At 65.1% G+C, this 26,951-nt stretch carries 20 protein-coding genes; 10 read left to right on the top strand and 10 right to left on the bottom strand.

Annotated features, from left to right (window positions below; genetic code table 11):
* Positions 1-401 precede the first annotated feature (401 nt).
* The gene (locus tag AC1DDG_RS09620) at positions 402-1,478 is read right to left on the bottom strand and encodes a methyltransferase (protein WP_476875903.1); all 1,077 of its coding nucleotides are present in this window, start codon (positions 1,476-1,478) and stop codon (positions 402-404) included.
* A 437-nt stretch (positions 1,479-1,915) separates the two neighbouring features.
* Here AC1DDG_RS09620 and AC1DDG_RS09615 point away from each other — a divergent pair, with 437 nt between their 5' ends.
* The 6 genes from AC1DDG_RS09615 (at position 1,916) to AC1DDG_RS09590 (ending at position 7,117) form a co-directional block, all read left to right on the top strand.
* Positions 1,916-2,554, top strand: a complete 639-nt coding sequence (locus tag AC1DDG_RS09615) for a hypothetical protein (RefSeq protein WP_476875902.1) — start codon at positions 1,916-1,918, stop codon at positions 2,552-2,554.
* A gap of 1,114 nt (positions 2,555-3,668) precedes the next feature.
* Positions 3,669-4,706: an Ltp family lipoprotein gene (locus AC1DDG_RS09610; RefSeq protein ID WP_476875901.1), complete on the top strand. Its 1,038-nt coding sequence runs from the start codon at positions 3,669-3,671 to the stop codon at positions 4,704-4,706.
* Positions 4,707-5,035: 329 nt separating this feature from the next.
* Positions 5,036-5,479, top strand: a complete 444-nt coding sequence (locus tag AC1DDG_RS09605; RefSeq protein WP_476875900.1) for a hypothetical protein — start codon at positions 5,036-5,038, stop codon at positions 5,477-5,479.
* Positions 5,480-5,624: 145 nt separating this feature from the next.
* Positions 5,625-5,879: a hypothetical protein gene (locus AC1DDG_RS09600; protein WP_476875899.1), complete on the top strand. Its 255-nt coding sequence runs from the start codon at positions 5,625-5,627 to the stop codon at positions 5,877-5,879.
* Between the two features lie 157 nt (positions 5,880-6,036).
* Entirely contained in the window at positions 6,037-6,510 is a 474-nt protein-coding gene (locus AC1DDG_RS09595) for a DUF4383 domain-containing protein (protein ID WP_230117388.1), read from the top strand.
* A gap of 205 nt (positions 6,511-6,715) precedes the next feature.
* Positions 6,716-7,117, top strand: coding sequence for a hypothetical protein (locus tag AC1DDG_RS09590; RefSeq protein WP_476875898.1), 402 nt, complete (start codon positions 6,716-6,718; stop codon positions 7,115-7,117).
* 53 nt (positions 7,118-7,170) lie between these two features.
* Here AC1DDG_RS09590 and AC1DDG_RS09585 read toward each other — a convergent pair whose 3' ends face one another.
* Entirely contained in the window at positions 7,171-10,644 is a 3,474-nt protein-coding gene (locus AC1DDG_RS09585; protein ID WP_476875897.1) for an Ig-like domain-containing protein, read from the bottom strand.
* A gap of 628 nt (positions 10,645-11,272) precedes the next feature.
* Between AC1DDG_RS09585 and AC1DDG_RS09580 the strand changes: the two genes are divergently transcribed.
* Both AC1DDG_RS09580 and AC1DDG_RS09575 read left to right on the top strand, forming a co-directional pair.
* Positions 11,273-12,124: a fumarylacetoacetate hydrolase family protein gene (locus AC1DDG_RS09580; protein ID WP_476875896.1), complete on the top strand. Its 852-nt coding sequence runs from the start codon at positions 11,273-11,275 to the stop codon at positions 12,122-12,124.
* A 51-nt stretch (positions 12,125-12,175) separates the two neighbouring features.
* A complete protein-coding gene (locus tag AC1DDG_RS09575; protein WP_476875895.1) occupies positions 12,176-13,816 on the top strand; it encodes an FAD-dependent monooxygenase in 1,641 nt (546 codons plus the stop codon).
* 184 nt (positions 13,817-14,000) lie between these two features.
* Here the strand turns inward: AC1DDG_RS09575 and AC1DDG_RS09570 are convergent, their stop codons facing one another.
* The 4 genes from AC1DDG_RS09570 to AC1DDG_RS09555 form a co-directional block, all read right to left on the bottom strand.
* Positions 14,001-15,152 (bottom strand): flavin reductase, encoded by a 1,152-nt coding sequence (locus tag AC1DDG_RS09570; protein ID WP_476875894.1) that lies wholly within the window; start codon positions 15,150-15,152, stop codon positions 14,001-14,003.
* On the bottom strand, positions 15,149-16,615 hold the full coding sequence (locus tag AC1DDG_RS09565; RefSeq protein WP_476875893.1) for an MmgE/PrpD family protein: 1,467 nt from the start codon (positions 16,613-16,615) through the stop codon (positions 15,149-15,151). Before AC1DDG_RS09565 ends, AC1DDG_RS09570 begins: the two co-directional genes overlap by 4 nt.
* 8 nt (positions 16,616-16,623) lie before the next feature.
* Entirely contained in the window at positions 16,624-18,132 is a 1,509-nt protein-coding gene (locus AC1DDG_RS09560) for a 4-hydroxyphenylacetate 3-hydroxylase N-terminal domain-containing protein (protein WP_476875892.1), read from the bottom strand.
* 133 nt (positions 18,133-18,265) lie between these two features.
* Positions 18,266-19,354: a zinc-binding dehydrogenase gene (locus AC1DDG_RS09555; RefSeq protein ID WP_476875891.1), complete on the bottom strand. Its 1,089-nt coding sequence runs from the start codon at positions 19,352-19,354 to the stop codon at positions 18,266-18,268.
* Positions 19,355-19,549: 195 nt separating this feature from the next.
* On the opposite strand from AC1DDG_RS09555, the gene AC1DDG_RS09550 reads away from it, so the two are divergent.
* A complete protein-coding gene (locus AC1DDG_RS09550; RefSeq protein ID WP_476875890.1) occupies positions 19,550-20,641 on the top strand; it encodes a Zn-dependent alcohol dehydrogenase in 1,092 nt (363 codons plus the stop codon).
* A gap of 104 nt (positions 20,642-20,745) precedes the next feature.
* On the opposite strand, the gene AC1DDG_RS09545 is transcribed toward AC1DDG_RS09550, so the two are convergent.
* Positions 20,746-22,242: a carboxylesterase family protein gene (locus AC1DDG_RS09545; RefSeq protein WP_476875889.1), complete on the bottom strand. Its 1,497-nt coding sequence runs from the start codon at positions 22,240-22,242 to the stop codon at positions 20,746-20,748.
* Entirely contained in the window at positions 22,239-24,230 is a 1,992-nt protein-coding gene (locus AC1DDG_RS09540) for a flavin-containing monooxygenase (protein ID WP_476875888.1), read from the bottom strand. Before AC1DDG_RS09540 ends, AC1DDG_RS09545 begins: the two co-directional genes overlap by 4 nt.
* 221 nt (positions 24,231-24,451) lie before the next feature.
* On the opposite strand from AC1DDG_RS09540, the gene AC1DDG_RS09535 reads away from it, so the two are divergent.
* Positions 24,452-25,159, top strand: coding sequence for a GntR family transcriptional regulator (locus AC1DDG_RS09535; RefSeq protein WP_230117400.1), 708 nt, complete (start codon positions 24,452-24,454; stop codon positions 25,157-25,159).
* Positions 25,160-25,269: 110 nt separating this feature from the next.
* Here AC1DDG_RS09535 and AC1DDG_RS09530 read toward each other — a convergent pair whose 3' ends face one another.
* Positions 25,270-26,076, bottom strand: a complete 807-nt coding sequence (locus AC1DDG_RS09530) for an ABC transporter ATP-binding protein (RefSeq protein ID WP_476875887.1) — start codon at positions 26,074-26,076, stop codon at positions 25,270-25,272.
* A 35-nt stretch (positions 26,077-26,111) separates the two neighbouring features.
* Positions 26,112-26,888, bottom strand: a complete 777-nt coding sequence (locus tag AC1DDG_RS09525) for an ABC transporter permease (RefSeq protein ID WP_476875886.1) — start codon at positions 26,886-26,888, stop codon at positions 26,112-26,114.
* Between the last annotated feature and the right edge of the window lie 63 nt (positions 26,889-26,951).

Genomic DNA, 26,951 nt, shown 5'->3' with positions numbered 1-26,951 from the left:
TGGGGTTTCGGGATGAGGGCCATACAGGTTCTTGTGCCGCTCAAGCAGGAGGGCGGTTGCGCGTCGTGTCGCTTGCCCCGCTGGCCCGGGTATGTTCACCGGTGCGGTACTCAAGGGCTACGGTGGCCTGTACCTAATTTTACGGCTTAATGTGAGCTACTCAAAATAAGGTGGGGAGACTCACGTTGCCAGCGCCGTCGGGGCAACCCGCGCGGTAGAGGACGGCCGCACCCTGGTGCTGGCCTCCGGCCGGCGGTTTCCTCACGGGCCTGTCCGACCTCGAATCGTTCATTGGGGCGGCACGCAGCGCCGTCGTCGGCACCCAGCCCACGCGCCGCCGTCGTACTCCCGACCGCGGCCGCTGGCCAGGTGACCTGACGGCTACGCCCTATCGCACCGGACTATCGGCGAACAAGCCGCCACAGCGAGGTGACCTCGGCCGTGCGCGCCTCGAACAGGGGATCGTCGCGGTCCGATGCCTTCGGATGCGTTGGCTTGGTGTCTAGCCGTTCCACAACCTTCAGCCCAGCCGCCGCGATGGCGGTCAGCAGATCCTCACGCGTCCGCAGGCCAAGGTGCTCGGCCAGGTCGGAGAGGACAAGCCAGGCCTCACCGCCCGGTTCCAGATGGTCGGAGAGTCCGTTCAGGAAGCGGAACAGCATCCTGCTCCCGGGGTCGTAGACGGCGTTGTCCAGGGTGGAATGCGGCGTGGCCGGAATCCAGGGCGGGTTGCACACGATGAGGGGTGCCCGCCCGGGCGGGAACATGTCGGTCAGGACGGCCTCAGCACGGTCCTGGACGCCGAGGTTCCGGAAATTCTCAGCGGCGCAGGCGATTGCACGCGGTTCATTGTCCGTCGCCACCACGCGGTGGACGCCACGGCGGGCGAGGACGGCAGCGAGCACCCCCGTGCCGGTTCCGACGTCGAACGCCAGCGTGTCAGAGGGAAGCGCAGCGGCGGCCACGAGATCCACATACTCGCTCCGGGTGGGGAAGAACGTGCCATAGTGCGGGTGGATGCGGCCCTGCAGGGCATCGACGTGGACGCCATTACGGCGCCACTCGTGGGCGCCAATGGCCCCGACAAGCTCGTGCAGGGACACAATGGAAGGTTCGCCGATATCACCGTACGCTTCAGCGGCGGCCTGCCGGATGTCCGGTGCGCGGCGCAGCGGCACCACCGGACCCGGATCAAGAGGAATCAGCAGCAGGCCGAGAATGCGTGCACGGTGCGAGCGGGACTGGCGGTGCCGATAGAAGTTATCGGCCGGAGTTGCTGCGGTCTCTTTCTTTCCGGCGCCTATCCGCCGGTCCATGGCGTTGAGGATCTGCCGTGCGTTGTGGAAGTCACCGTGCCAGAGCATCGCGATCCCCTGTGACGCCATCCGGTTCGCATCATCGGCCGTGAGAGAGTCGGAGACCACTTCGACGCGCGTCGGCGCCGGTCTGCCGTTCGCCGAACGCCATCGCGCGGTCATGCTCTCACCAGCCTCGGCCCAGGTCACGACGGCGGGATCATTCATCGCAGCTGTGCGCGCGGGCTTGAGGACCGGCGTCGGGATTCCCACGGGAGCTGGCGTGTCGGTAGTGATAAGGATCCATTCCAAGAGTCCGGGGACCGATCGGCGACTGACGATTGCGGCGGTGATTCGACAACGTGGATGGCGACGGCCCAAGCTTCCGGACCGTCATCCGGCCGCGAACCGAGCTTGGTTGATGGCCGCTGGAACCATTCAACCTGCATTGTCAGGATACAGGTGTGCCGTGGCCGAGAGCGGCGCAACCGCGGCAGTATCCGATCTGCGCTGGGCGATCACGCAGCCGACGTGAACTCCCCGGCCAAACCGGGTGCCGTCGTCGTACGTGGATGACGGCGACACTCAGGGGTCGCCTTGTTCCGTGGAAGTATTCACCTATGACTATCGATGGCGACACCGCCAAACTACTAGCCTTCGTTGACTCCCACGGCATCGACGCCTCGACTGAGGTTAGCCGTGGTTGGGCTTCCATCGGAGCGATCATTGTCGATGCCTCCTTGCAGCGACGGCAAAATTACGAGGCAACCGTGAAGCCGCGCGTTGACGCTCTTCTTGCCGCATGGCCAGATGCAAGAACCACGAGTGGGTTCCGGAAACGTCTTGCTACGGGAACCCTCTCGGACGTCATCGATTGGCCATCGCCGGGCCGCCTCGCTCAGATAGACGACTTAACGTGTGTGTTTGAGGATCAGGGCATCGAAACTGTAGAGGAACTCCGCGCCAGACTCACTGACCCAGCAGAAAGGCCGGTTCTTCGTGATGCCCTCGCAGCTGTACGTCATGTGAGCCCTAAGACGCTGGATTACATCGACAGTCTCAGTGGACTCTCAACGGGGGTGACTACTGATGTGCGGATTCGGCGAGTGGCCGAGGCCGCCGGTATCGAGGACACCTCTTACGACAACATGTCGGCCGTGATCCGCGCTGCTGCAGAGTCACGAGGGTGGCGCGCTGCGGACCTGGACGCCGCGCTGTGGCACTTCGGTATTGAGAGCGCCCCCGAATCATCCACCTAAGGAGTTCGGAACTCGTCCCAGGTCAGAGGCACGAACCTGGTATCCGTGGAACTACACCACCTTCGTTTAGTTCGGGCCCCGAACCGGTACGCGGCGACGGGTAGGCCCGCAGGGCGCGATGCCGGCCGGCATGGACGGGGTGAATATGAGGCTGCGCGTAGTCTGGCCGGGACGCCAATTCCCATTGCTCCTCCCGTTCGTGGATCGCCCGCCCACGCCGGCAGTGACTACGGCCTGCTCCCGCATTTAGCCACACGTTCTTGGGGTCAGATCGCTCCCGTCAGGCTCAAGACCCATTTGGCCGGATCCAGGCAGCGAAACGGCGCTATCCCCCGCGGGTGGAGCGATTCCCCGCGAGGGGCCTCCCCCAGTGCGGACACGGCGAAGAAAGTGTACGGGATCGTTTGCCCCTTTATGGGGATTCTCCAGACTCAAGACCAGACGGCTACGCCTACTTCATCCCCTACCCGACGAGCTGCTGCACAAATAAAACTGCGACCACGTCGTGGACATCCTGCACCGCATGTTCATGGGCCTGACGGATGGCCAAGCTCAAACCACGCCTGAGTGACGAACTCCAGCCGGCGCACGACGGCGTCGACGGGCGGTGGCTGCCGCCCTCCGGGTCGCTGCTATACCCCTAACCTGCGGGGCCGTCGAACGCCGGACACCAACTCGGTCCCGAGTTCAATCCGCTGCGGGAGTTATTCGTCTTCGTCCAGATGGAACCTGAACCGAACACGAAATTAGCCTCTGTCAAAGACTCTGGCACCCACAGGCGCCAGAGTCTTCCCATGACACGGCAGGTGGTGTGCTCAAAGCTGCGCAGAACACTGTTCATGCGTCATTACTGGGCAAAGCCTTTCACAGTCCTGTGCCAATACTGCCTATATCCAAGCCTGCACCGAGGCATGCTTTAACCCTGGCGGCTACACCGTAGACGCACTTCTGGGGGGAAGCGATAGACGCATGTGCATGCCATGGCGCCAAGCCATCCTTCCGCACAGTCCGACGGCGAATCACCGGCGAACCCCTTCCAGCAGACCGCACATCTCCGCACCCACTACGCCCTCCGGGCGCGCCTTGCCCAGAGGCGCCCATTGAAAGGAACCCAATGAGCTCAACCGACCCCTACGGAACGCCGCAGCAGCCGCAGACTCCCTACGGGCAAGCACCAGTGGCCACACCGCCGTATTCAGGCGCCCCTGGGCTCTACCCCGGTGCCCCGGCACCCTATCCAGGAGGCCCAGTGCTGGGCGGATACGGCGTCAGCAACAAGTCTTTCCTCGTTACCTGGCTCCTCTCCCTGCTCATCGGTGTGTTCGGCGTGGATCGCTTCTATCTGGGCAAAGTCGGAACCGGCATCCTCAAGCTGATCACCTTCGGTGGTCTGGGCATATGGGCCCTGATCGACCTGATCCTCGTACTGACGAACAAAACCCGCGACAAGCAGGGTCTGCCGCTGGAAGGATACGACAAGCACAAGAAAGTGGCCTTGATCGTCACCGGCGTCTTCTTCCTCCTGAGCATTATCTTCAACGCCAGCCGCGGCGCAGCTGCCCCAACGTCCATTTCCACTGTGAATGACTCTGCTGCTGCCCCCGCAGAGACCGCAACGCAGGATCCGGCCGCCGCGAAGGCTGAAGCAGACGCTGCGGCCAAAGCCGAAAAGGCTAAGGCTGACGCTGACGCCAAAGCCGAAAAGGCCGCAGCTGACGCTGCTGCCAAAGCTGAAAAGGCTAAAGCTGACGCTGACGCTGACGCCAAAGCCGAAAAGGCCGCAGCTGACGCTAAAGCCAAGGCCGAAAAGGCTGAGGCTGCTGCTGCCGCCAAAGCTGCTGCTGAGGCCGCTGCCAAACTCGGGACGGTCAGTCAGCAGAACGCCCTGCGGAAAGCTGGAAGCTACCTGGAATACTCCGCCTTCTCGCGCACCGGTCTGATCGGGCAACTGGAGTTCGAGGACTACTCGACGGCAGATGCGACCTGGGCAGTGGACCGCGTGACAGTCAACTGGAACGAGCAGGCAGCCAAAAAGGCTAAAAGCTACCTGGAATACTCCGCCTTCTCGCGTTCCGGGCTTATCGACCAGCTGACCTTCGAGGGCTACACTCCGGCGCAGGCCGAGTACGGAGTGAGCAAGACGGGTCTCTAGCAGCCTGTCTCAGTTCTATTCGTGATGGTGTCGAGCCTGACGCCGCCGCTGGAACTCAGAGATGCCCCGGCCGTTTCTGGCCGGGGTATCTCTGTTCGAGTGTAAGCATTTCCCCAGCGTTCTCTGAGGATTGGCACAAGCTCGGCCAATCCCGGCAGTTTTGGAGCGAGAATAGTTTTAGAAGCTGCGATTCCGAGTAATGGGATGAATATCAAGATCCAACAATTGAGACAGGATTTTCTGCGTCGGATCCTCCACATGATTCTCCTTAAGATCAGTGTGCTGAAGAATTAACAGCTACATCACTCCGGAAACTATCGTTCACGACAATGGAAAGAGAACCCATTTATATGAAGAAGGCATTAGCCGCTGGAGCATTCTTGTGTATGGCACTCACCGGCTGCGCCGGCGGCGCAACGCAAGCGGCTCCCGCAGTCACCCAAGTTGTGACGCAGACAGCCACGGAAACCGTGACGGCCACCGCTACCGCAACTGTGACAGCTGCACCACAGCCTGCTGAGGTGATGGCCGCGGCACCCGCAGCAGCTGCACCGGCCGTGCCAGCAACGGCTGTCATTCCTGCAGATGTGGCGGGGATGAATGCCGAAGCCCTCGACGACGACCTAACCGCGTTGGGATTCAAGAAGGTTATCTACAATTCCGATACAGGTAAAACCGTTCTGCTTCTCAGCAACTGGACAGTTACGGGTATAGACCGACCTGGCACCAAGCAGTCCGTCGATAAGGCTATTGTCGTCCATGTGACGAAATAGCCGGCATTCCTCCAACGTGGGCGGTTATCCCTTTTGTCCGTCCACTGACACTTCACGTCCGTGTGTCCTATATGGACGCGGAAAGTGCTGGAACCCGTCCCAGAATCGGACTCAAGGATTTCCGGATTCGAACACCACCGGGCTGGTGGGCACCGCGTCGGAGTTGGGGACCGCCGTCGAGGTTTACCACGAGACGCTGGCCGAGCTCTATGCCTATTTCATCCCCTACTCGATCGAGCTGCTGCACAAATCAAACTGCGACCACGTCGCGCTCGTGGCAGCCCTGCGCGCCGGCCAATGGGACGAAGCCGAGGTCGCCCGCAAGCACGTGGACATCCTGCACCGGACCATGTTCATGGGCCTGGCCGAGGGCGGATCCGCCTCCTCCTCCCCTGCCTAGAACACGGCCGCCCGGAATGCTCTGGAAAGCCCCTTTATTCCCTGCACAGGCGCGGTTTTCAGGAGTAGGATTTGGGCGTCGGCAGAAGTCCGGCGACTCCTGCCGCGAGGCCGGTTCTCCATCTGAAGAGCCGGTAACCAGCGTGAAAGGCAGACCAATGACTACCGCTTCACACCCCACCGAGCACCACCACATGATGGGGCTGTCCCTCCACAACACCGCCATGGGTCTTGGTGCGGTTTTCCTGCTGGTTGGAGTCCTCGGGTTCATCCCGGGAATCACCACCAATTACGGCGCCATGAACTTTGCCGGACATGAGTCCGGGGCAATGCTGCTTGGAGTCTTCCAGGTGTCCGTACTGCATAACATCGTCCATTTGCTGTTCGGCGCGGCCGGCATTGCAATGGCCCGGACCGCCCAGATGGCCCGCTGGTTCTTGCTCGGCGGCGGCGCGGTCTACGTGGTTCTGTGGATCTACGGCCTGTTCATTGACATGGACGGGGGCGCCAACTTTGTCCCGCTTAACACTGCCGACAATTGGCTGCATCTGCTCCTCGGCGTCGCCATGATCGGTTTGGGCCTCTGGCTCGGCAGGGATGCGATGGAGAGGACGAGGGGAAGCGCCACATAGCGCCACCCACGGTTCTGAATAACCGACGACGGCGGCCGTCCCCCGGGCGGGAAATCTGCACCGGGGACGGTCTGCCCTCTGCGTCCGCGGCTCCCGATGCTGCCTGAACACGGACGCGTATTCCCGGCTGATCCGGACTGGAACGTCACGTTGACGTGGCAGTCGTTCCTGTCCAGCCACCGATCCAACTGGCAAGGAGATCATCATGCTCGGAGAACAAATCGGGGAACTCAACGGCGAGACCATCAGCACGCGGGTTCTGGAAGACACTGGCCGCGGTCCGCGCACCGAAGTGACCGACCATCAGGTCGGCACGCTCTGCGGTGCCCAAGTTGACGTCAATGTCACCTATGTCGGCACGCTTCGCCCCAGCGGCACAGTCGTCGGCAACGGAAACGGATTTGTGGTCACCGCAAGCGGGCAGACAGCCACCTTCACCGGCCACGGTGTCGGTAGCTTCACCGGTCCGGGTCAACTCACCTGGCGGGGTGCATTGTTCTACGAAACGACTTCAGACGAGTTGAGCCGCCTCAACGGGATCGCAGTCTTGTTCGAGTACCAGGTGGCGGACGGCAAGTCCGAAGGCCGCCTTTTCGAGTGGAAGTAGAGCGACGTCGACGGTTCCGATCCTGCCTCCGCCCCAACGCCGGGCCCTTCACGCTATCCGCTAATTACTCCTGTCCGCGCCTTCCAGACCAGCCGGCCGCCGCGGAAATCCGATTCCCGGCCGCCGGGAACCGAGTACTCGTCTGTGACTGGATAGCCGAGCCGGCCTTTCTCCCAGCCCAGCGCCGCCCACCTGGCCCGGATCGCGCCGTGGACCTCATGCGAGCCGGTCTTCGGCGACCAGTAGATCGAAGCCCCACCCGAACCGGAGAAGTGGGCATACCGCCCCACCCGGTCCGGGGTGCCCATTTCGTCAGTCAGCGGATAACCGAGCGGGCCTTTCTCCCAGCCCATCGCCGCCCACTTGGTCCGTATCGCTCCGTGAACCTCATGCGAGCCGGTCTTCGGCGACCAGTAGATCGAAGCCCCACCCGAACCTGAGAAGTGGCTGTACCGCCCCACCCGGTCCGGAGTGCCTTTCTCGTCACTGGTTGGATAGCCGAGCGGGCCCTTCTCCCAGCCCAGCGCCGCCCACTTGGTCCGGATCCCGCCGTGGACCTCATGCGCGCCGGTCTTGGGCGACCAGTAGATCGAGGCCCCACCCGAACCGGAGAAGTGGCTGTACTGTCCCGCCCCATCCGCAGTGCCCGTCACGTCGGTGGTCGGATAGCCGAGCAGGCCTTTCTCCGAGCCCAGCGACGCCCACAAGGCCCGGATGGCACCGTGCACCTCATGCGCACCGGTCTTCGGCGACCAGTAGATCGAGGTCCCGCCCGAACCGGAGAAGTTGCTGTACCGCCCCACCCCATCCGGCGTGACCGTCACGTCGGTAGTCGGGAAGCCGAACGTGCCCGTGGCGCCCCCCGCGGCCTTGTAGCTGGTGTAGATCGCTGTATGGACCTCATGTGCACCTGTCGCCGGTGACCAGCAGATCACCCCGCTGACGAAGTCCTGGCACTTTCCATCCGCGACGGCGTACTGTCCGGTGAGCGCGCGCCCGAGGGACGACGCGGGGCGGCCGGCACTGATCTGTTGTGCCTTGACGGCGATTGGGTCGTCGGTGCCGTTGCCGGTGAGCATCACCTTCAGCGCGCCTTGGCCGTCATCGGTGGTGATCAGATAGAAGGTGTCCTGTGTGCCGGCCTGCCCGAGGGCCGTCGGCGTGAAGGTCACGCTCTGGAACGCGGATTCACCTGGCGGAATGGTGAGGCCCTCGGAGATGGGCGCGGTCGTCGAGAAGTCGCCCTGCGGCGCCTTCGCCTTGGTGATCATCATCGGGATATTGCCGGTGTTGAGGATGGTGAAGTCCGCCGTGGCCGATGTTCCGACGGGGACGTCACCGAAGTCCAGCGAGGGCGGCATCTCCAGGTGCGCCGTGCCGGACACGGCGGTCGCGGTCAGCGGCACGGTCACGGAACCGCGGTCGCTGACGATGACCAGCGAGTCGGCCACCGGGTCCGCCGTCGTGGGGCTGAAGGTCACAGACACCGGAACCGACGCGAGGGGTTGGATCTGCTGGCCCGCCACCGGCAGCGTGGTCGGGTCGACGCTAAGCTCCGCGTTGGCCGGCAGGGTGACGCCGGTGATCTCGACGACGGTCGCACCGGTGTTGACGATGTTGACAGTTTGCTGGCTGCTCGTCAGGGTCGGCACGTCAGTGAACAGGAGCGCGGCGGGGGTGGCGCCCAGGCCGTCTCGTGTGCCGACGCCGTGGATGCCCAGGAGCACGGTCTCGCCGTCGGCCGTCGTGACGGCCAGCGTCCCGTCAGCCTGCCCGGGAGCTGTCGGCGAAAAGGTCACCGGGACGGTCAGGCTATCACCACTCTGCAGGGTGCCGGTCAGGCTGCTCGAAGCTCCGATCCCGAACGGCGCCCCTGTTGTGACGGAGCTGAGCGTCACCGCCCGGGTGGCGGTGATCGTGACATTGCCGGTCTGGGTGGCGCCCACTTCGGCTGCGCCCAGGTCGGTGTCCGCCGCGCCCACGGCTGCAGTTGTCGGGGCGCCGAAGCCATGCACGTGGCCGTCGCGGGTGCCGACGTACACCCGACCGTTGTCAGTGGCCACCGAGGAGAACTTGGCGGCTGTGCCTAACGGGGCACTGAACACCTGTTGGAGGGACCCGGTGGTGTCAGGGAGGGCGCGGTAGGCCCGCAGTTCCGCGTTGACCCCGGTTGCTCCGGTGGAGTAGACCGCCCAGACAAGGGCGGAGGACCCGTCCGTGCCGGAAGAGGTCACCGCTGGCGCGCCGGAGGTGTACCCGAATGTGCCTGCGGACGTCCCGACGGAGGCGAGCAGGATCCCGCCCGTGCTGGTCGGCACAAGCTTGAACGCGCGCAGAAAACCCCTGTTCTCGACGGTGTAGAGATACCCGCCGTCGGCCGTCCCGAGAAACGCGGGCCGTCCCCACACTCCGTTGTACGGTCCGGCTGCGTCGAGGACTGCGTCGGTTCCGCCCGGCCCCTGCGCCATGCCGCCCAGATTGTCCCGGTCCAGCAGGTAGACGTGCCCGTCCTTGCCGACCTGTGCCAGCAGGTGCGGGTGCTCGGCCGTGCCATAGCCGTCAGGGATGGCAACCGGGGCCCCGGAACCCAGGTCGGCGTCGCTCTGGTCCAGCTTGAGGTTGTTGGCGGGGCTGAAGAAGTCGGTTGGGCTCAGGTTGCCGTCACTTCCAACCTGGACTCTGACCACCGATTCCGCCAGGGTGCTGGGAGGAATGTTGCCCGGGCCAGCCTTCGGGGAGATGCCGTTCCCGGTGGCGAACAGGATTTGACCGGGGCCGTCGGATACCAGCCCTCCGCCGGACTGCCAGATTCCGCCCTCCGCGTTGGCGTTCCCTGATTCCGTGGCCCACATCGTTGTCTGCCGTCCGCTGGTGGACACCCCGATGACGTAGCCGACGAAGGGGGTGTAGTCGCAGTGGCTGGCGAAGCCCGCGTACACCACCCCGTCCATAAGCAGCAGTCCGGGCCGCTGCATGGCGGTCATCGCATTGAAGGGGCGGGTCGGATCGTTGGTGGGGGCGCCGCTGATGAGGACGGGGAACCCGGGCCTCTCCGCCCCGGTCACCTGGTCGAGGGAGTGCATGTACCAGTGCGGGAGCTGTGGGCTGGCTCCGTCGTTCGTCTTCGCCAGCAGGAAGACGCTGTTTGTTTCCGGGTCGAACACCGGAGTGGAGGTGATTCCAATGTTGGGCGTGAGGTCACCGCAGCTGACGGTCGACGCCGGCCAGGCCGGCCCGAGGGAACGCTGCCACTTCGTCTCCCCTGTGACACTGTCCAGCCCGTAAACGGTATTGTTTTCCGTCGCGGCAATCACGGTGCCGGCGACAACGAGTGGCTGGGCGTAGACCTGTCCGTCCACCGCCGTGGAGAACAGCTTGCCGAAGTTCGAGGACGAGACGGACGACGGCGAGAGCGTGCTCTCGGTGCTATCCCACCCGGTCCGAAGCGTGTCGCGGCCAATCGTGCCGACGTCCGCGGCGGCGATTCCGCTGACGGACAGGCCGGCGAATGCAAGGGCTGCCGACAAAAGAGCACTCCACGCGCGTCGGCGTTGCAGCTGCAAAGAGCGCCGCGAGCGTCCTTCTCCCTTCGCGGCCTCGTTAAACATTGCCTGCCCCGTATGAGGAACCGTGGCCGCCGAAGCGCCTGGAGGACACCTTTGTAGCCGAGGCGCGAGTCAACGCCCCAGTTTCCCGTTGATCGCGCATGTTTGAGACCTGCTTCAGACCGTCGTTGGACTTGGCGCCGTGTCCGGTGCAGTTAAGTGCATCGGGCCCGGTAGTCCTGAGCGGGGCTCCCAAACCACCAACTTCAGGACCATCCCACTGTCAGCGTCGCGCCCTAGGAAAAAATGGGAGTCGACCCGCAAAAAACTCATTCCCACCCCCTAAGGAGGGGGTTGATGCGTCGCAACCTGGTCCGCCGGAGGTGATCGCGTTGGCTGCCGGCCGTATTGCCAGCGGTATCAACGTGGCGAAGCTCGCCGCCGGGCCCTGCTACGAGGGATTCCACCCACGGCCTAGCCATAATGCGTAAAACCAAGATAATGTATTCCTTATTTAAGGATGCACATTCCTCCTGCCCGGCACAGCCGCCGACAGGGAGGGACTGCATCACCTCCCCGGCGCGCCGCCGCCGCGAAAGGAACCACCATCATGAACTACGCAAGCTTCGTATCCCCAGACGGCTCCCCCACCTGGGGCATCATCGCCGACGGACGTGCCTACGATCTCGGCCCCAGCGGAGCCAACCTTGCCCGCACACTCCGCGCCGCCGTCGAGCAGGGCATTTTCGGCACCGTCGGTGAAGAGTTCCGCAGCGCCCCGTCCCGCGAGGAGGCGGACATCGAGTTCCTCCCCGCCGTCACGGATCCCGGCAAGGTCATCTGCATCGGCGTGAACTACCGCAGCCACCAGGAAGAGTCCGGCAAGACGGAGCAGAAGGCCCCCACCATCTTCACCCGCTTCGCCGACTCCCAGATGGGCCACCTGCAGCCGGCCCAGATGCCTGCCACAACCACCAAGTTCGACTACGAAGGCGAAATGGCCCTGGTCATCGGCAAGGATGCGTTCCACGTCGCCGAAGACGACGCCTTTGACTACGTTGCCGGCTATGCCGCCTACAACGACCTCAGCGTCCGCGACTGGCAGCTCGCGGCCTCCCAGTGGATCCCCGGCAAGAACTTCCCCGGCACCGGCGGCTTCGGCCCCTACCTCGTCCCGGCTGCCGCCCTGGGCGACGTCAACGCACTCACCCTGGAAACCCGGGTCAACGGCGACATCCGCCAGAAGGCCTCCGTGGCCGATCTGTACTTCACCATTCCGGAGCTGATCGCCTACGTCACCGGCTTCACCAAGCTCTCCGCCGGCGATGTGATCGTCACCGGCACCCCCGGCGGCGTGGGCCTGTTCATGGAACCGTCCGGACTGCTCTCGGAAGGGGACGTGGTCGAGGTGGAAATCACCGGCCTGGGCACCCTGAAAAACACGGTGGAACTCGTCTCCTGACCTGCCCGGCTCCCCCGACTGCACTCCTCAAGGAACGGAACTTTGATCGGCATGGACAAAATCATCGAAACAGACGTGGTTGTCATCGGGGCGGGCCCCATCGGCCTGGCCGCGGCGAACCTGCTGGCGGACCAGGGCGTCAACGTGATGCTCGTTGAACGCCATGCCGGGACAAGCGACGAACCGCGGGCCATCAGCGCAACCGACGAGACGCTGCGGGTCATGCAGCAGATCGGCATTCTGGACCGGCTGGCGCCAGAGATGCTCATGGACACGGGCGCCCGCTACTTCGGCCGGAAGGAACAGCTGCTGGCGGAGGTCTACCCCGCGAGCCCTCGGCTGGGCCAGCCCGGCAAGTCGCAGTTCGACCAGCCCGTGATGGAATCACTGCTCCTGGAAGCCGCCCGGGCCCGTCCGCTGATCGACGTCCGCTTCAACACTGAGGCGTTTCGCATCACGGACGGCCCCGGGCACGCGGACACGGTGCTGATCGACGACGGCGGCAAGCACATCGTCCGCTCCAAATGGGTGGTGGCGTGCGACGGCGGCCGCAGCCCGGTCCGCTCCCAGCTCGGCATCCCGATGGAAGGTTCCACCCAGGTCCAGAAGTGGATCGTGGTGGACATCATCAACACCCCGGGTGAGCCGGAGCGGTTTTCCGAGTTCCACTGCAACGGGACACGTCCCGTGGTGGTGGTCCCCGGGGTTAACGGCCGCCGCCGCTACGAGTTCATGCTCCTCCCCGGTGAGGAGGCCGCGGCGGTGACCGCCCCGGAGGCCATCATCAGGCTGATCGCGCCGTTCCAGACGATCGTCGCGGCGGACATCCGCCGCGCTGCCGTCTACGTTGCCCACCAGCGCGTGGCCCTGAACTACCGCGTGGGGCACGTGCTCCTCGCGGGGGACGCAGCCCACATGATGCCCCCGTTCGCCGGCCAGGCCCTGAACGCCGGCATCCGTGACGTCGCCAACCTCGCCTGGAAAATCGCCGCCAACGTCCAGGGCACCGGAACCGATGCACTGGTGAACACCTACCAGGCCGAGCGGCGTCCGCACGCGGTGGACATGGTGCGCCTTTCCCACCGGATCGGCACAGTGGTGATGAACGTCAACCCCTCGCTCACCGCCATCCGCGACGCCGCCATCACCGCTTCCGGCATCGTTCCGGCCGCCAAGGCATGGCTCGCCGGCATGAAGTTCCTCAAGCAGCCGCACTTCACCGACGGCTGCGTGGTGGCCCCGGGCGCCGGTGTCCCGAAGGCAGCGGCCGCGCTGGTGGGCCGCTCGCTGTCCCAGCCGCAGGTCACCCTGCCCACCGGCGACGCCGTCCCGCTGGACGCCGTCCTCGGTACGGGGTGGGCACTGCTGCATTTCCCCTCTGACGGCGGCCCAGCCATTGTAGTCCGGCGCTTGGGCACTGAAGGGAACGGCACTGAGGGGAACGACACTGACGAGACCGACGACGGCGGCTCCCCCCTTGCGCTGTGCGGCGCCACCGCAGTGACCGACACCAGCGGTGCTTTCAAGGCTGTTGCCGGCAGCGGCGTAACCCTCGTGGTGCGCCCCGACCGCTACGTCGCAGCAGCCATCACCCCGGACACCGAGCAGACGGCCTTTGACGCGCTGGCCGCGTATGTGCCGGAGCTGCACCTCCTGCGGCACGCCGAAACAGGAACACCGGCTGCACGCTGACAAATAGACGGGCACAAAGGAGCGGGGAGGCCACGTGGCCTCCCCGCTCTTTTGCTGTCCCAGGCTGTTCCTGTACAAAGTGCAGCCGGGTACAGAACAACTGGTACAGAACGACGGCGGGGCCGCACCCGCCGGGATCGGAATCCCTGGGTGCGGCCCCGCCGTCGGGCTTCGAAGCTGCTGCTTACACCTCGCCGCCGTGGCGTTCAATCACGTCGCTGGCCAACTGCTTGCCGAAGGACGTGTGCAGGCGGAGCGCTTCCGCCGCCCGCTCGTAGTCGTGGTCCTTCAGCGCCGCCGTGAGCTCGACGATGTGGCTGTGGTCCATCTTCCGGGCCCACTCCTCGCTGTTGAGGGCCTCGCGCCAGACCGTGCCGATTCCGAGGCGGCGGAAGGCGTCGGTGAGCTGGGCGGAGCCCGCCACGCTGACCAGGCGGTTGTGGTACTTCGCGTTGGTCTTGAGGAACTTGTCCAGGGCTTCCTGGCCGCCTTGGCGCAGCAGTGCGAGCTCGTCGGTGAGCCGGCTCAATTCCGCGATGTCCTCGTCCGTGAACTTCCCGAAGTGGCTGGCGAGGACGCCGAGTTCGATAGTGAGGCGGCCGTCGTAGACACTGTCCGTCAGCTGGCGGGTGATGGGCGCGGGCAGGAATTCGCCCCTGTCCCCGCGGATGACCAGGGATTCGGCCGTCAACTTAACCAGGGCGTTGTGGACGTTGTGCGGATCGGACTTGGCCTGTTCAGCGATCTCCACCGGATCCAGTGCCTGGTGCAGCGGGGTGCGCCGGCCCAGCACCCAGTCACGCACGGCGTCGTAGGCCGCGAGCTCCTTGACCCGTTCCAGTCGACCGAAGGCGCCGCGGAAGTACGCCAGCGGCTCCCCTGCGGTGGCCTTGGCATCCGTAACCTGGCCAAGGAACACGGTGTGCGTGCCACCGGTGGGGGTTTCCGCAACCCGGCAGACGATGGTGGCGAGGGCGCCGTCCAGCATGGGAACGCCCTCGGCCGACATGGTGACCGAGACGCCGTCGAACTTGTCTCCGCCCTTGCGTCCGAACTTCATGGCGAGGTCGCTCTGGTCCTCGGCCAGGATGTTGATGCCGAACACTCCGGCTTTCAGCACGGCGTCGTGCGTGGAGCTGGAGCGGTTAAGGCAGGCGAGCATCATGGGAGGCTCCATGGACAGCGACGACACGGCCGACGCCGTCGTTCCGTACAGCTCGCCGTCCACAACCGTGGTGATCACCGTGACGCCGCTGGCGAAATGGCCCACGACGTGACGGAAAGCGGCGGGATCGACGGTGATCTCCGCGGTGGGTACAACCTGGGGTGTATTCATTTCATCCTCCTGGGATTTAGTGCTGAGAAGTCGGGTGTGAAGAGTTTGATGAGGGGCGCCAGGCTGTCCAGGTCCTCAAGGTGCTGGACGAGCCGGACCGCTTCCTCGGCATTCCTGCGCGGGATCCTGCCGCCGAACTCGGCATTGGCGTAGTACTTGTCCAAGATCTCCGTCCCGCTCATCGGGCTGGCGTAGATGTCCCCCTTGGGCACGTCCGTCCTGGTCCTGAGCACGGAACCGTCCCGGAGCCGCAGCTCCACTTCGGCGGTGAGCGATTCCGCCGGCGGCAGCGAATCAACCAGCCGGATCTTGTCCAGCAACCGCAGCAGCCGCGGATCCTGCATATGCTCCAGCGTGAGGTGTTCCGGCCGGACCGTCCTGTACATCAGGGCCGTGGCGGCCGTGAAGCGGATGCTGAAGGCACCGGAAACCTCCGGGCATTCCCCGATCACGAACGGCTGGCCCACGAAACCCTTCAGGGTCCGGGGGGTCACATGGATGAGGATCTCCTCGATCTCATCCTCGTTGAGCCGGTTCTCGGTGGCCAGCCGCACGCAGGCGTCCAGTGAGGGGTGGCTGGCCCGGCACGAGGACCACGGCTTGATCACACAGTCTGCATAGAAGGCCCGGCCGAGCCCGCGGGTCACCTTCTCGGGTGCCGGTGACGAGCAGTACATGTCCAGGAACCCGTGCGGACCCGCGATGGCGTCCGCCGGCCCGGTGAACCCGGCCTGCGCCAGCTCCGCGGACACAATGGAGTTGCGGGCGGCGAAGGCGATGGGCAGTTTGAACGCGAGGGTCTGGTCGAAGATGTTGGCCACGGTTCCGGACAGTTGGTTCACCGCGATTCCCAGCGCGTTCCGGACCTGGTCCGCGTCCAGCCCCATCAGTTTGGCGGCGACGGCGGTGCCGCCGAGGCCGTTGACGGTGCCGGTGTTGTCCTGGCCGCTGTAGACGTCAAAGCCCGACGCCGCGGCGAGGCGGGAGGTGAGGTCGTCTCCCAGGATCAGTGCGGTGAGCAGGTCCCGGCCCGAGGAGCGCTGCTGCTCGGCGACGGCCAGGGCCACCGGTACCGTGGTCCCGCTGATGTGGGCGGCGGACTGCGTCTGGTCCTCGTATTCGGCACCGATCGGCTCGAAGTCGTAGGACCGCATCATCACGGCGTTGACCATCGCCGCATTGTGCGCAGGGAGGCGGATGCCGTGGACCAGCACCCGTGACTCCGGCGCGCCGCCCCAGCGGCGGGCGAGGTCCAGGACGGCGCCGTTGCCCTGGGCGCGGTGGCCTGCGGCGATGTTGCCCAGCGAGTCGATGATCCGGATCTTGGCCCGGGCCACGGTGCCGGCGTCGAGGGCCTCGAAGCTGGTCTCTGCGACGTGCCGGGCCACTGTGCCCGCCATGTTTTCAGTGCCGTTTTCGAGGCCGTTTCCGCGGCCGGCGGCCTCTGCTATTTGCGCTGTCATGGCGGAACCTAGCCCCGCGCCCCAACGGCGATCCGGTCACTGGCGGACGCGGCAGGAAAGCCGTCGTCCGCAGCGGGGATGCCGTCGATTTCCTCGAACATCGCCTTGTAGGCGCCGGTCTCCCCGGCGGCCTGGGCCTTGCGGTGGTCCAGGGCGCGGGCGCGGCCGATGCTGCCAAGATAGAAACGTTCGTAGAGCTCGATCCGGCTGCCCAGTGCCGAGCCGGCGAAGTCCCAGGCGGTGCGCATGATGCGGGCGCGTTCCTGGGCGCTGATGCCGTTCGCGCCGGGCAGGTACTTCTTCAGCAGCGGGCCCAGGCGCGGATCGTTGAAGGCACCGCCCGTGGGGGTTGCCAGCAGGTTGTGCGAGCCCATGGATTTGATGATTTCGTTGATCCGGATCATCCAGCCGGGCATGATGGCCCGCAGCGAGCTGATGTCGTCATGGCAGAAGAACGCTCCGCCGCCCCAGTCCGAGGCCCGCATTTCCGCGGAGTGGATGGCCGCGCGGGTGAGGCGCAGGTAAGTGTAGATCTCGCCGAGCATCGCGCCGACGTCGGGCTTGTTCTCGGTGCCGGTCACCTTGGCGATCTGCGTGCACAGGTCGTAGGCGAACTCCAGCTTCACGGCGGCGCGGATGGCCGTCTGCTGCTGCGTGTTGCCTGACGCGGTGCCGGCGTTGATGGAGTTGTAGACGTCCAGGTTACCGTCGATGAACACGCGGTCCCAGGGCACCAGGACGTCGTCGAAGATGATGACGGCGTCCTGCTCGTCGAATCGGGCAGAGAACGGCTTGTCCGCTACATCGGCGTCCACGCCGTAGTGGTCCCGGCAGACGGCGACGACGCCCGGCGTGGCCACCGGTATGGCAAAGGAAATGGCGTACTCCTCGAAGCCCTTCTGGATGGGTACTGCGGGGTAGACGTACAGCTCATCGGCGATCGGCCCGAGGGTGGCGAGCATCTTGGCGCCCTTGACGATCAGGCCCTGCTCGGTCCGCTCCACCACGCGCAGGGTGAGTTCCTCGTTCATGCCCTGCAGTTCGCCGACGCTCTTGTCGATCGCGGCATGCACGATGGTGTGGGTCAGCGCGAGGTCCTTTTCGATCACTTCGCGGTGGTAGGCCGCCAGCCGCTGGTGGTACACCGGATCCCCGGAGCGGTCGAAGATGTCCTTGCGGGACACATGCCCGGCCAGGACCACATTGACGTAGTCCGGCGTGCGGCCCAGCATGCCGTTGGAGTACCGGGCCAGGCGGTCGAAAGCGCGATGCCGGAGTGCGATGTCCTCCGCGCTCCTGGGCAGCGAGAGGCTCACATTCATGGCCTCGCCGGTCTCCGGATGGGTGGTCAGGCAGTCCGCCGCGTACTTGTGCTGGTAGTCGAAGTAGCCGGCCATGCCTTCGACGGAACCCTTGAAGGCCGGGTGTTCCAGGACCGAGATGCGTTCCGAGCCCAGCCATACCTCGCGGCCGTCATCCAGGCCCCGCTTGTACTCTGCTCCGGTGCGTGCTGTCACTTTGAACTCCTTCTTGGCTGGCACCAGTGCTGGCACCTGGGAACTTTCACAACATTGTGAGATGAAAATGCATTCTTTGATTGATTTTATATAAAAAGGGTGAACTTGGCAATGCCCTGCTGGCCCGCTCCGGTCAGAACGACGTGATGACGCTGCGGGCGATCGCACCGGACTCCTGCAGGCGATAGGCGTCATTGATCCCCTCGAGCGGAATTTTCTGGGCCACCAGGTCATCGAGGTTCAGGCGACCCTGCAGGTAGAGCTCGGCGTACATCGGAATGTCCCGGCGGATGTTGCTCGATCCCATGTAGACGCCCTGGATTCGCCGCTGCGAGGCGATGAGTGAGCGCAGCACGTCCACCTCCAGGGGCGCGCCCTGCGGGATGCCGATGAAGTAGGCGCCGCCGCCCACCCGGGTCATCTCGATGGCCTGGGCCTGGGTTACCCCCAGCCCGATTGCCTCGAAGGAGTGATGCACGCCGCGGCCGCTGATCCCCCGCACCTTGGCCACAGCATCCTCTTCGCTGGAGTTCACCACGTGGGTGGCGCCGAAGCGTGCGGCCAGTTCGAGCTTGGCCGGATGCACATCGACGCCGATGATGGTGGTGGCCCCGGCGATCCTGGCGCCGGACAGGATATTGAGGCCGATGCCGCCCAGCCCGATGACGGCAACAGTGTCGCCGGGCTGGACCTTCGCCGTATTAAGTGCCGCCCCCACACCGGTGATGGTCGCACAGCTGAGCACGGCAGCCTGGGGGAAGGGCAGTTCCTTGGGGATCCGCACCAGGGTGTTGGCGTGGCAGATGGTGTACTCGGCAAAGGCGGCGACGCCAAAGGCGTGCACATCCCCGCCGCCCCTGCGCAGCTTGGATCCGGCAGCGAGCGGCCGGGAGACCTCGCCGGGATTGACGCAGCGGTAGCTGTGGCCGGCCAGGCATTCCTCGCAATGCCCGCAGAACTTCACTTCGGAGCCAACCACATGGTCCCCGACGGCGAGGTCCCGGACGTCAGGACCGACGGCGGCCACGATGCCGGCCATTTCATGTCCAACAACCATGGGAAGCGGGCGCCCGCGGTCGATCGAGGCGACGAGCAGATCCGAATGGCACAAGCCGGCAGCCTTGACCTCCACGAGGACCTCGCGGCCCACCGGATCCCCGATGCTGATCTCTTCCACATCAAAACGGCCGTTGATTTCGTTGACGACTGCAGCTTTCATCATTGACTCCCTTGTCTGGTGGCGAGCTTGCCCGGTGATGCACTTACCGGATGTGCATGGACCGGCGCCCGTTAAAATGTAACTAATAATCGATAATCTAATTATTTTGCACTTCATTACCCACTATATTTATATTTGTGGCATGAGTCACGTCCATGCCGGTCATCCCGGCTCATTCATTGAGGGGAACAAACGGTCATGAAAGCAGCAGTGCTCGACGGCGTAGGTCAGCCGTTCCAAGTCCAGGACATCGACATCGCCGATCCGATGGGCCGTGAGGTGCTTATCGACGTCCGCGCCAGCGGCTTGTGCCATAGCGATATGCATGTGGCCGAGACCAACGTGGGATTCCCCATGCCCGCATTGCTCGGCCACGAGATCGCCGGGGTGGTGGCCGAAGTAGGCCCGGACGTCACGGAGTTCCGCGTCGGCGATCACGTGGTGTCCTCGCCGATCCACAGCTGCGGCCATTGCCGGGGATGCCTGACCGGCCGCCCCTACCAGTGCCGCCATCCACAGGAAACCCAGCGGACCCCTGGCCAGGGCCCGCGGCTGAGCCGCAACGGCGACGCGCTGACGCAGTTCATCGGCGTCGGCGGTTTCGCCGAGCAGGTGCTCGTCCACGAGAATACGGTGGTCTCTGTCAGCAGGGACATCCCGTTCGACCGCGCCGCTCTGCTGGGCTGTGGGGTGGTGACCGGGGCCGGGGCGGCCATCAATTCGGCGCGCATCCGTCCCGGAGATACAGTTGCCGTCATCGGCTGCGGCGGGGTGGGCCTCAACGTCATCCAGGGTGCCGCCCTGGCCGGCGCGCGCAGGATCATCGCAATCGACCTGCAGCCGGGCAAGCTCGAACTCGCCAAGGTCTTCGGTGCCACGGACATCGTCAATGCCGGGGACGGGGACTCCGTGCTGGCCGTCAAGGACCTCTCCGGCGGCGGAGTCACCTGCGCCTTCGAGGTGATCGGCCTGAAACAGACAGCGATGGACGCCGTCGCGATGCTGGACATCGGCGGCACCGCGTTCCTGATCGGTGTCCAGAAACCCGAAACCCGCCTGGAAGTGACTCCCTTCGGCGACCTGATGGGCAAGCAGAAGGGCATCCGTGGCGTGGCCATGGGCTCCACCAACCTCAAGATCGACATCCCCATGTACGCGGAACTGTACTTGCAGGGCCGCTTCAAGCTGGATGAACTGGTCTCCCGGCATATCTCGCTGGACCAGATCAATGAGGGTTACGACCTGCTGCGCGGTGGTTCAGTGGCCCGCTCGGTGATCACCCACTTCTGAGTCCCTCGGATCCGCACAGACCCCTTAACACCAGTGGAGCCGCCCTTTCGGACGGCTCCACTGGTGTTTCCGGCCGATTGGTGTTTCCGGCAGGTGCGGCGGACTTAGCGCCGCGGCCGCAGTTCAGGCTCGACGCCGGCCGCCTCACCGCCGGTTTCGGTCGCCGCATACAGTGCCGGGCTCCTCGGATCGAAAGACGGCACGGCGTGGCCTTCGGGCGTCCGCGCCACGCCGTCGGCGACGAAGCCGAGCAGCAGCGCTCGCACGCGGTCCGACACCGAGTCGAAGACGTCCCCGGGGAACCCCTCGAGCATGGGCGCATCCTGCCAGTCCGCGCGGTTCCCGAAGAGGAACGGAAGTTCGAAGCAGTGCGGGGCGCCGGCGCCGTCGAGCCTGCTGCGCACGGAGAACCGCAGCAGCGTGGCCGGGATTCCGGCCCGGTCCGCCTGGCCTGCAAGCTCGGTGGCGGCGAGCCGGAACTGGTGCAGGCTCATGGCCTCCACCAGCTTCGCGTGGTTCGTCGCCCCGGGATGCCGTTCCTCAATGAAAGACAGTGCCTCGGCGGCGGCTTCGAAGTGCGCACCGACGAAGCCGGCAAGCTGTTCCGGTCCGACGGCCTGGACGGGCAGGGCGTACAGGAACGCGGCGGCTTCATCATCGGTGCTGCTCAACAGCAGCGCGTCCACATGCATTGCGGCCGCCGCGGCCTCGAAGTCCATGGCCCATGACGGAATCAGCTCCCCGTCGGCGGCCGGCATCAGGCCCAGTCCCCTGCCCGCATAGGCTTTGGACACCGCCGCCTGGGCGGCCAGGATCTCCCCGGCTGTAGCCGCGGATTCCGGCGAACCGTCCCCCACACCGTCCACGGCGCCGAGGGCGGCGGCGAAAATCTTGGACCGCTCGTCGAACTCCGCGGCATTCAAAGGAGGCTGCCAGGGCAGGCTGAACAGGGCGGTCCGGTTGAACAGTCCGCGCGCCTGCTCGGCGAAACTGAGCACGTAGGCGTACCACGCCCCTGCCGAATGCCCCGCCAGGGTGGTGGCCGAGGGATTGCCGCCGAACGCGGCGATGTTCCGGTGAATCCATGTCAACGCCTGCAGGATGTCCCCGGCGGCAAGGTTGCGCGGACCAAGGTCCGCAGTGCCGCCGGCGCCGTCGAGCAGTCCGAGCGCACCCAGCCGGTAGTTGACGGTGACCACCACGGCGCCGCCCTCCTGGGCGAGCCGGGCGCCGTCGTACCAGCGGACATTCCCGGCGCCGCTGATGAAGGCTCCCCCGGGCAGGAAGACCAGGACCGGGAGGTCCTTCGCACCTTCAGGCGCCCAGATGTCCAGCAGGAAGGAATCTTCGCTCTGCGGCATCCGGGACAGTGCGGGGCCGAGCAACCAGTCCAGGGATCCTGGACCCTGCGGGAACACCGTCGCAGGGGCCTGAGGCCGCTCGGGTGACGGATCACCCAGCGCGGAGAAGCGGTCTGAGGGATCCAGCCGCTCGCCGTACCGGACGCCGCGGACGCAGACGACGCCGTCGTCCGTTTCCGCGACGTACAAGGCCTCCCCGGCGCGGAGCCCCGCCAGCGGTTCCGTTGCAGCGGCGCTCATGCCAGCTGGTTGTAGTCGTCGAGGTTCACGGTGCGGGTGATCTTCCAGAAGTCCAGTACCGGGTGGGGCCAGATCTGGGAGACACGGCCGAACTTGTTCTTGTACCAGGTGTGCACGCTGGGATGGCCCCAGGCCTTGGTGGCGTTGGCCGCATCGAGGCCCGCGACGAACGCGTCAAGGACTTCCTGCTTCAGATCCAGGGCCTTGAGGTCGTTTTCAATGATGAGACGCAGCGACTCGAGGATGTATTCGACGCCGTATTCGATCATCGAGTACAGGCTGCCGTTAACCACGTGGCCGGTGTTGGGGCCGGTGATGATGAACAGGTTCGGGAAGTTCGGAACTGTGAGGCCCGCGAAGGCCTTGGCATCGCCGCCCCAGTAGTCATGCAGGTCGGTGCCGTTGAGGCCGGTGATCTTCAGTGGCTCAAGGAACTGCGAGGCCTGGAAGCCTGTGGCGTAGACGATGATGTCCACCTCGTGGAGCACCCCGTCCTTGGTGACGATGCCCGCCGGGGTCATGCGTTCGATGCCCTCGGTGACCAGCGCGGACTGCGGCTTCTTCAGCGACTCGGCCCAGACGCCGTTGTCCCGGAGCATGCGCTTGCCGCCCACGATGTAGTCCGGGGTGACCTTGGCGAGCAGGTCCGGGCGGTCCTGGTACTGCTTGGCCAGAATGTCGGTCAGCCCTTGGCGCCACTTCGCGTTGACGGCGGACACACTGCCAGGCTTGTCCCAGCCCGGTTCCGCCACGGTGGTGTGCTGCCGGCCTTCGACGCCGAGCCAGTGCTGCCAGAACCGCAGCCACTGTCCGTAGTGCGGGAGCTTGCGGACCAGCCACTGGACCGAGTCAGGCATGTCCGCGTAGTAGCCCTGGGTGGGCAGCATCCAGGGTGAGCTGCGCTGGAAGACGGTCAGCGATGAGACCTGGTCCACGATCGCAGGGACAATCTGGTAGGCGCTGGCGCCGGTGCCGATGACGGCCACGCGCTTGCCGGTCACGTCGACGCTGTTGTCCCACTCGGCCGAGTGCATCTGGATGCCGGCAAAGTCCTCGCGTCCCGGAACGTCCGGGTACTTGGGGCGGTCCAGCTGACCGACGGCGGAGAGCACGGCATTGAACTGCCGGCTGACCGGCTGGCCGGCGGCGTCGATGATGTCCACGTTCCACAGTCCTGTGGCCTGGTCGTAGCTGGCGGAAGTGACCTCGGTGTTGAACTCGATCTCACCTAGGATGCCGCCACGCTCGGCGACCTGCCGGGTGTATTCGAAGATCTCCGATCCCTGCGAGAACTGCTGGGGCCAGTCGTCACGCTGGGCGAAGGAGAAACTGTAGGCGTAGTTCGGTGTATCGAGGCGCACACCCGGGTAGGTGTTCTTCCACCAGGTGCCCCCGACGGTGTGCCCCTTCTCGAACACGGTGTAGGGAATCCCGGCCTGTTTCAGCCGGTAGGCAGCCGCCATGCCGGAGACCCCGGAACCGATGACGGCCACGCTGAAGTCCCGCCCCACGGCGATCTCATCGAAGTCCCACGTCGGCTTGCCGCTCTTGCCCTCCACCAGGGCCATGTCATGCATCAGCATGGGGTGGTACTCGGGGTTGGCCGCGTTGGTGATCCAGGTCACGATGTCATCGGCCTGAGCCTCGGTCAGCATCCCGACGCTGGTCAGCTGCTCCTCGCGCACCCGCTTAAGCGCCTCGAATGCGAGTCCGCGGGCCTGTGCCTGCTGTTCCGGGCTCATGCCGCCGTGCGGCTTGCCGACGATCTCCGCCGGCGGCTGTGGGGGACGCAGGTCCTCGCGCAGGATGGAGAAGTCTCCCGTTACTGCCGCAAGCGCCACCATCAGCGCCGGAAGGTCGGAGGTGTCGACGACCTGGCGCAGGAACTGGTCGTCTTCCGTGATGGGCTCGTACCGGTCCCTCCAGTAGAGGTCGTCGACAGAGCACTCCTCGCGGGCTTGGACTGCTTCGGTGGTGGAGTTGGTCACGGCGGTTCTCCTTGGTGGTGACGGAATCTTTACGGGGGCTTCGATGGCACGGCCTGCACATGGAGGCCTTTCCCCAACGACGGCGTTGCGGGAGTCTCGTGCCACCGCGCCCTGACACCTGCTGTGCTTGAGGTCTCTCCGTGGGGCTGCTTCAAGTCTAGTATCGATATTGCATAAGTCAATAAAGAAAACATTATCCTGCGGCGGGTAGAATAATGCACATGTCGAAAAGTATCGAATCTGAGACCCTCAGCACCCAGATCCGGGACTCGCTCCGGGATGACATTCTGGCCGGCCGCTGGGCCGCAGGAGACAAGCTCCAGCTGGTTGCGCTCACTAAGCATTACAAGACCAGCAGTACGGTCATCCGTGAGGCGCTGACGCGTCTCGTGGGGGACCGTCTGGTGACCCTCAAGCCGAACCGTGGCTTCTTCGTGCCGACGCTCTCGCTGGCCGAGATCAAGGACATCAACGAACTGCGCTGTGTCTCGGAGGAGTTCGGGATCGGACTGGCGGTCCAGCGCGGAGATCTGGCGTGGGAATCCGAGCTGATCGCAGCCCACCACACGCTGGAGCGGACCCTTTACCGCGACGAGAGCGGCGAGCTGACGGATGCCTGGAACCACGCCCACCAGGCCTTCCATGCCAAGCTACTCGAGGCCTGCGGTGTCCCTGTGCTGATCGACCTCGCTTCGACACTGTCCGACCTGTCCCAGCTGTACGGCCGCTGGGCGGGCCACGCCACCCGCGCCACGGGCCGCGACATCGCCCAGGAGCACCGGGAAATCCTCGCCGCGGCTTTGGACAGGAATGCCGAGCTTGCCTCCCGGCTCATCCGGAACCACTACGAGACGACGCTGCACGCCATCCTGAAGTCCGCGATCGAGGAGGGCACCGCCGAGAGCGTCCGCGAGAAGGCCAAAGCCTAGCCGCCTAGCTGTACTAGCCCGGGAGCCCAGCCCCAGGCGCAGGCGCAGAAAGCCCTCCGGGATCCCAGTAAGGGAACCCGGAGGGCTTTGTCAGTTGGGCCGCGTCGGGCCTAGTGGTCCCGCAGGCGGTGCAGGATGCGTGCCCGTGCATCCGCAAAGCGGGGGTCCGCCTTGGTCTCGACCTGGTCGCGGTGGTCACCGAAGCCGGTCTCGATCACGTCCACCACGGTGGCGGGCTTCTCCGCCAAGACGATCACCTTGTCCGCCAGGTACAGCGCTTCATCGATGTCGTGCGTGACCAGGATGATGGTTACGCCCAGGGTCGCCTGGAGGTCGATCACGAGGTCCTCGAGGTCGAACCTGGTCTGGGCGTCCACTGAGGCGAACGGTTCGTCCATCAGCAGGACCTTGGCGTTATAGGCCAGGGCCCGGGCGATGGCCACGCGCTGCTGCATGCCCCCCGACATTTCCCACGGATACTTGTGGCCCTGGCCCGCCAGGCCCACGGCCGCAAGGTTCTTCTCCGCGGTTTCATTCCGTTCTTTTTTGCCCACGCCGCGGCCTTGCAATGGAAAGGCAACATTCTCCAGTGTGGTCATCCAGGGCATGAGCGAGCGGCTGTAGTCCTGGAAGACCACGGCAAGGTCCCGGTGGGGGCCGTTGATGACTTCCCCGCCGACGCTCACGGTGCCGCTCCGGGGTTGGATCAGGCCCGAGAGGCACCGCAGCAGGGTGGTCTTGCCGACGCCGGACGGACCGACGATGGAGACGAATTCCCCGTCGTTTACATCGAGGTTCAGATCGTTCAGGATCTTGTTCTCGGAGTCACCGAAGCCGTAACTCATCGTCAGCCCTTGGACCTGGAGCAGCGGCTTCGTCGCCACCTGCACCTCTTCGGGCGCTGCCTGAATGGCCATGGAAGCTCCTTCAATTTTCTGTTGGATCGGGGGTGTCATTTTGCGCCTGACTTGAAGTACCAGCTCAGGATCCTGCGTTCAAGGACGACGAACAGGAGGGAGAGGCTGTATCCGATGACGCCAACGAGCAGCGCGCCCGCCCACGTCTCGGGCACCATGAAGGTCGCGGAGGAATTGAGGATATAAAAACCCAGGCCCTTGTTGGCGGCGAAAAGTTCGCTCACCACCATGACCGTGATTCCGATCGGAAGCGCCACGCGGACGCCGGCCACGATCTGCGGCAGCGCGGCCGGGAGGACCACCTTGCGGAAATGCAGCCCGCGCGGGATCCGGTAGACCCTGGAGAACTTCCGGATGGTCGGTTCGACGCCCAGAACACCGTCAATGGTGTTCAGCAGCACCGGCCACATGCAGGCAAACGCGATCGTGTAGATCTTGGGCCCCTGTCCGATTCCGAACGCGCCGATGATCAGCGGAACCAGCGCGGCCTGGGGAACGGACCGGAAGAAGTGGATGACCGGATCCACAATTTCCCGCAGCCGTTTCGTCTCACCGAGGATCAGTCCCCCGATAATTCCGACGGCCACCGCGATCAGGAGGCCGGCAGCAAGGTTCCCCAGGCTGTAGGCGGCTCCCTCGGCGATCACGCCGTTGAAGAGGTCCCGGCCCAGGCTGGTCAGGATCGACTCGAGGGAAGGGATGAAAACGTTGGTGCTGTCCGCCGACGCGATCCACCAAATGGCGAACACGACGACGATCAGCCACGCCCGTTGCAGTACGTTCAGGGCCATCTGGGCGGGACGGCTGCGCACGCGCTCCGCTTCCGGTCTCCTTGCCCTGGTCCCAGTTCCCGGCTTTGGTGCCGAACGAAGGGC

It is taken from the genome of Arthrobacter sp. 10L430 (assembly GCF_056395245.1).
Note: the sequence above shows the minus strand (reverse complement) of the source record. Positions and strands in the feature narration are given on the sequence as shown.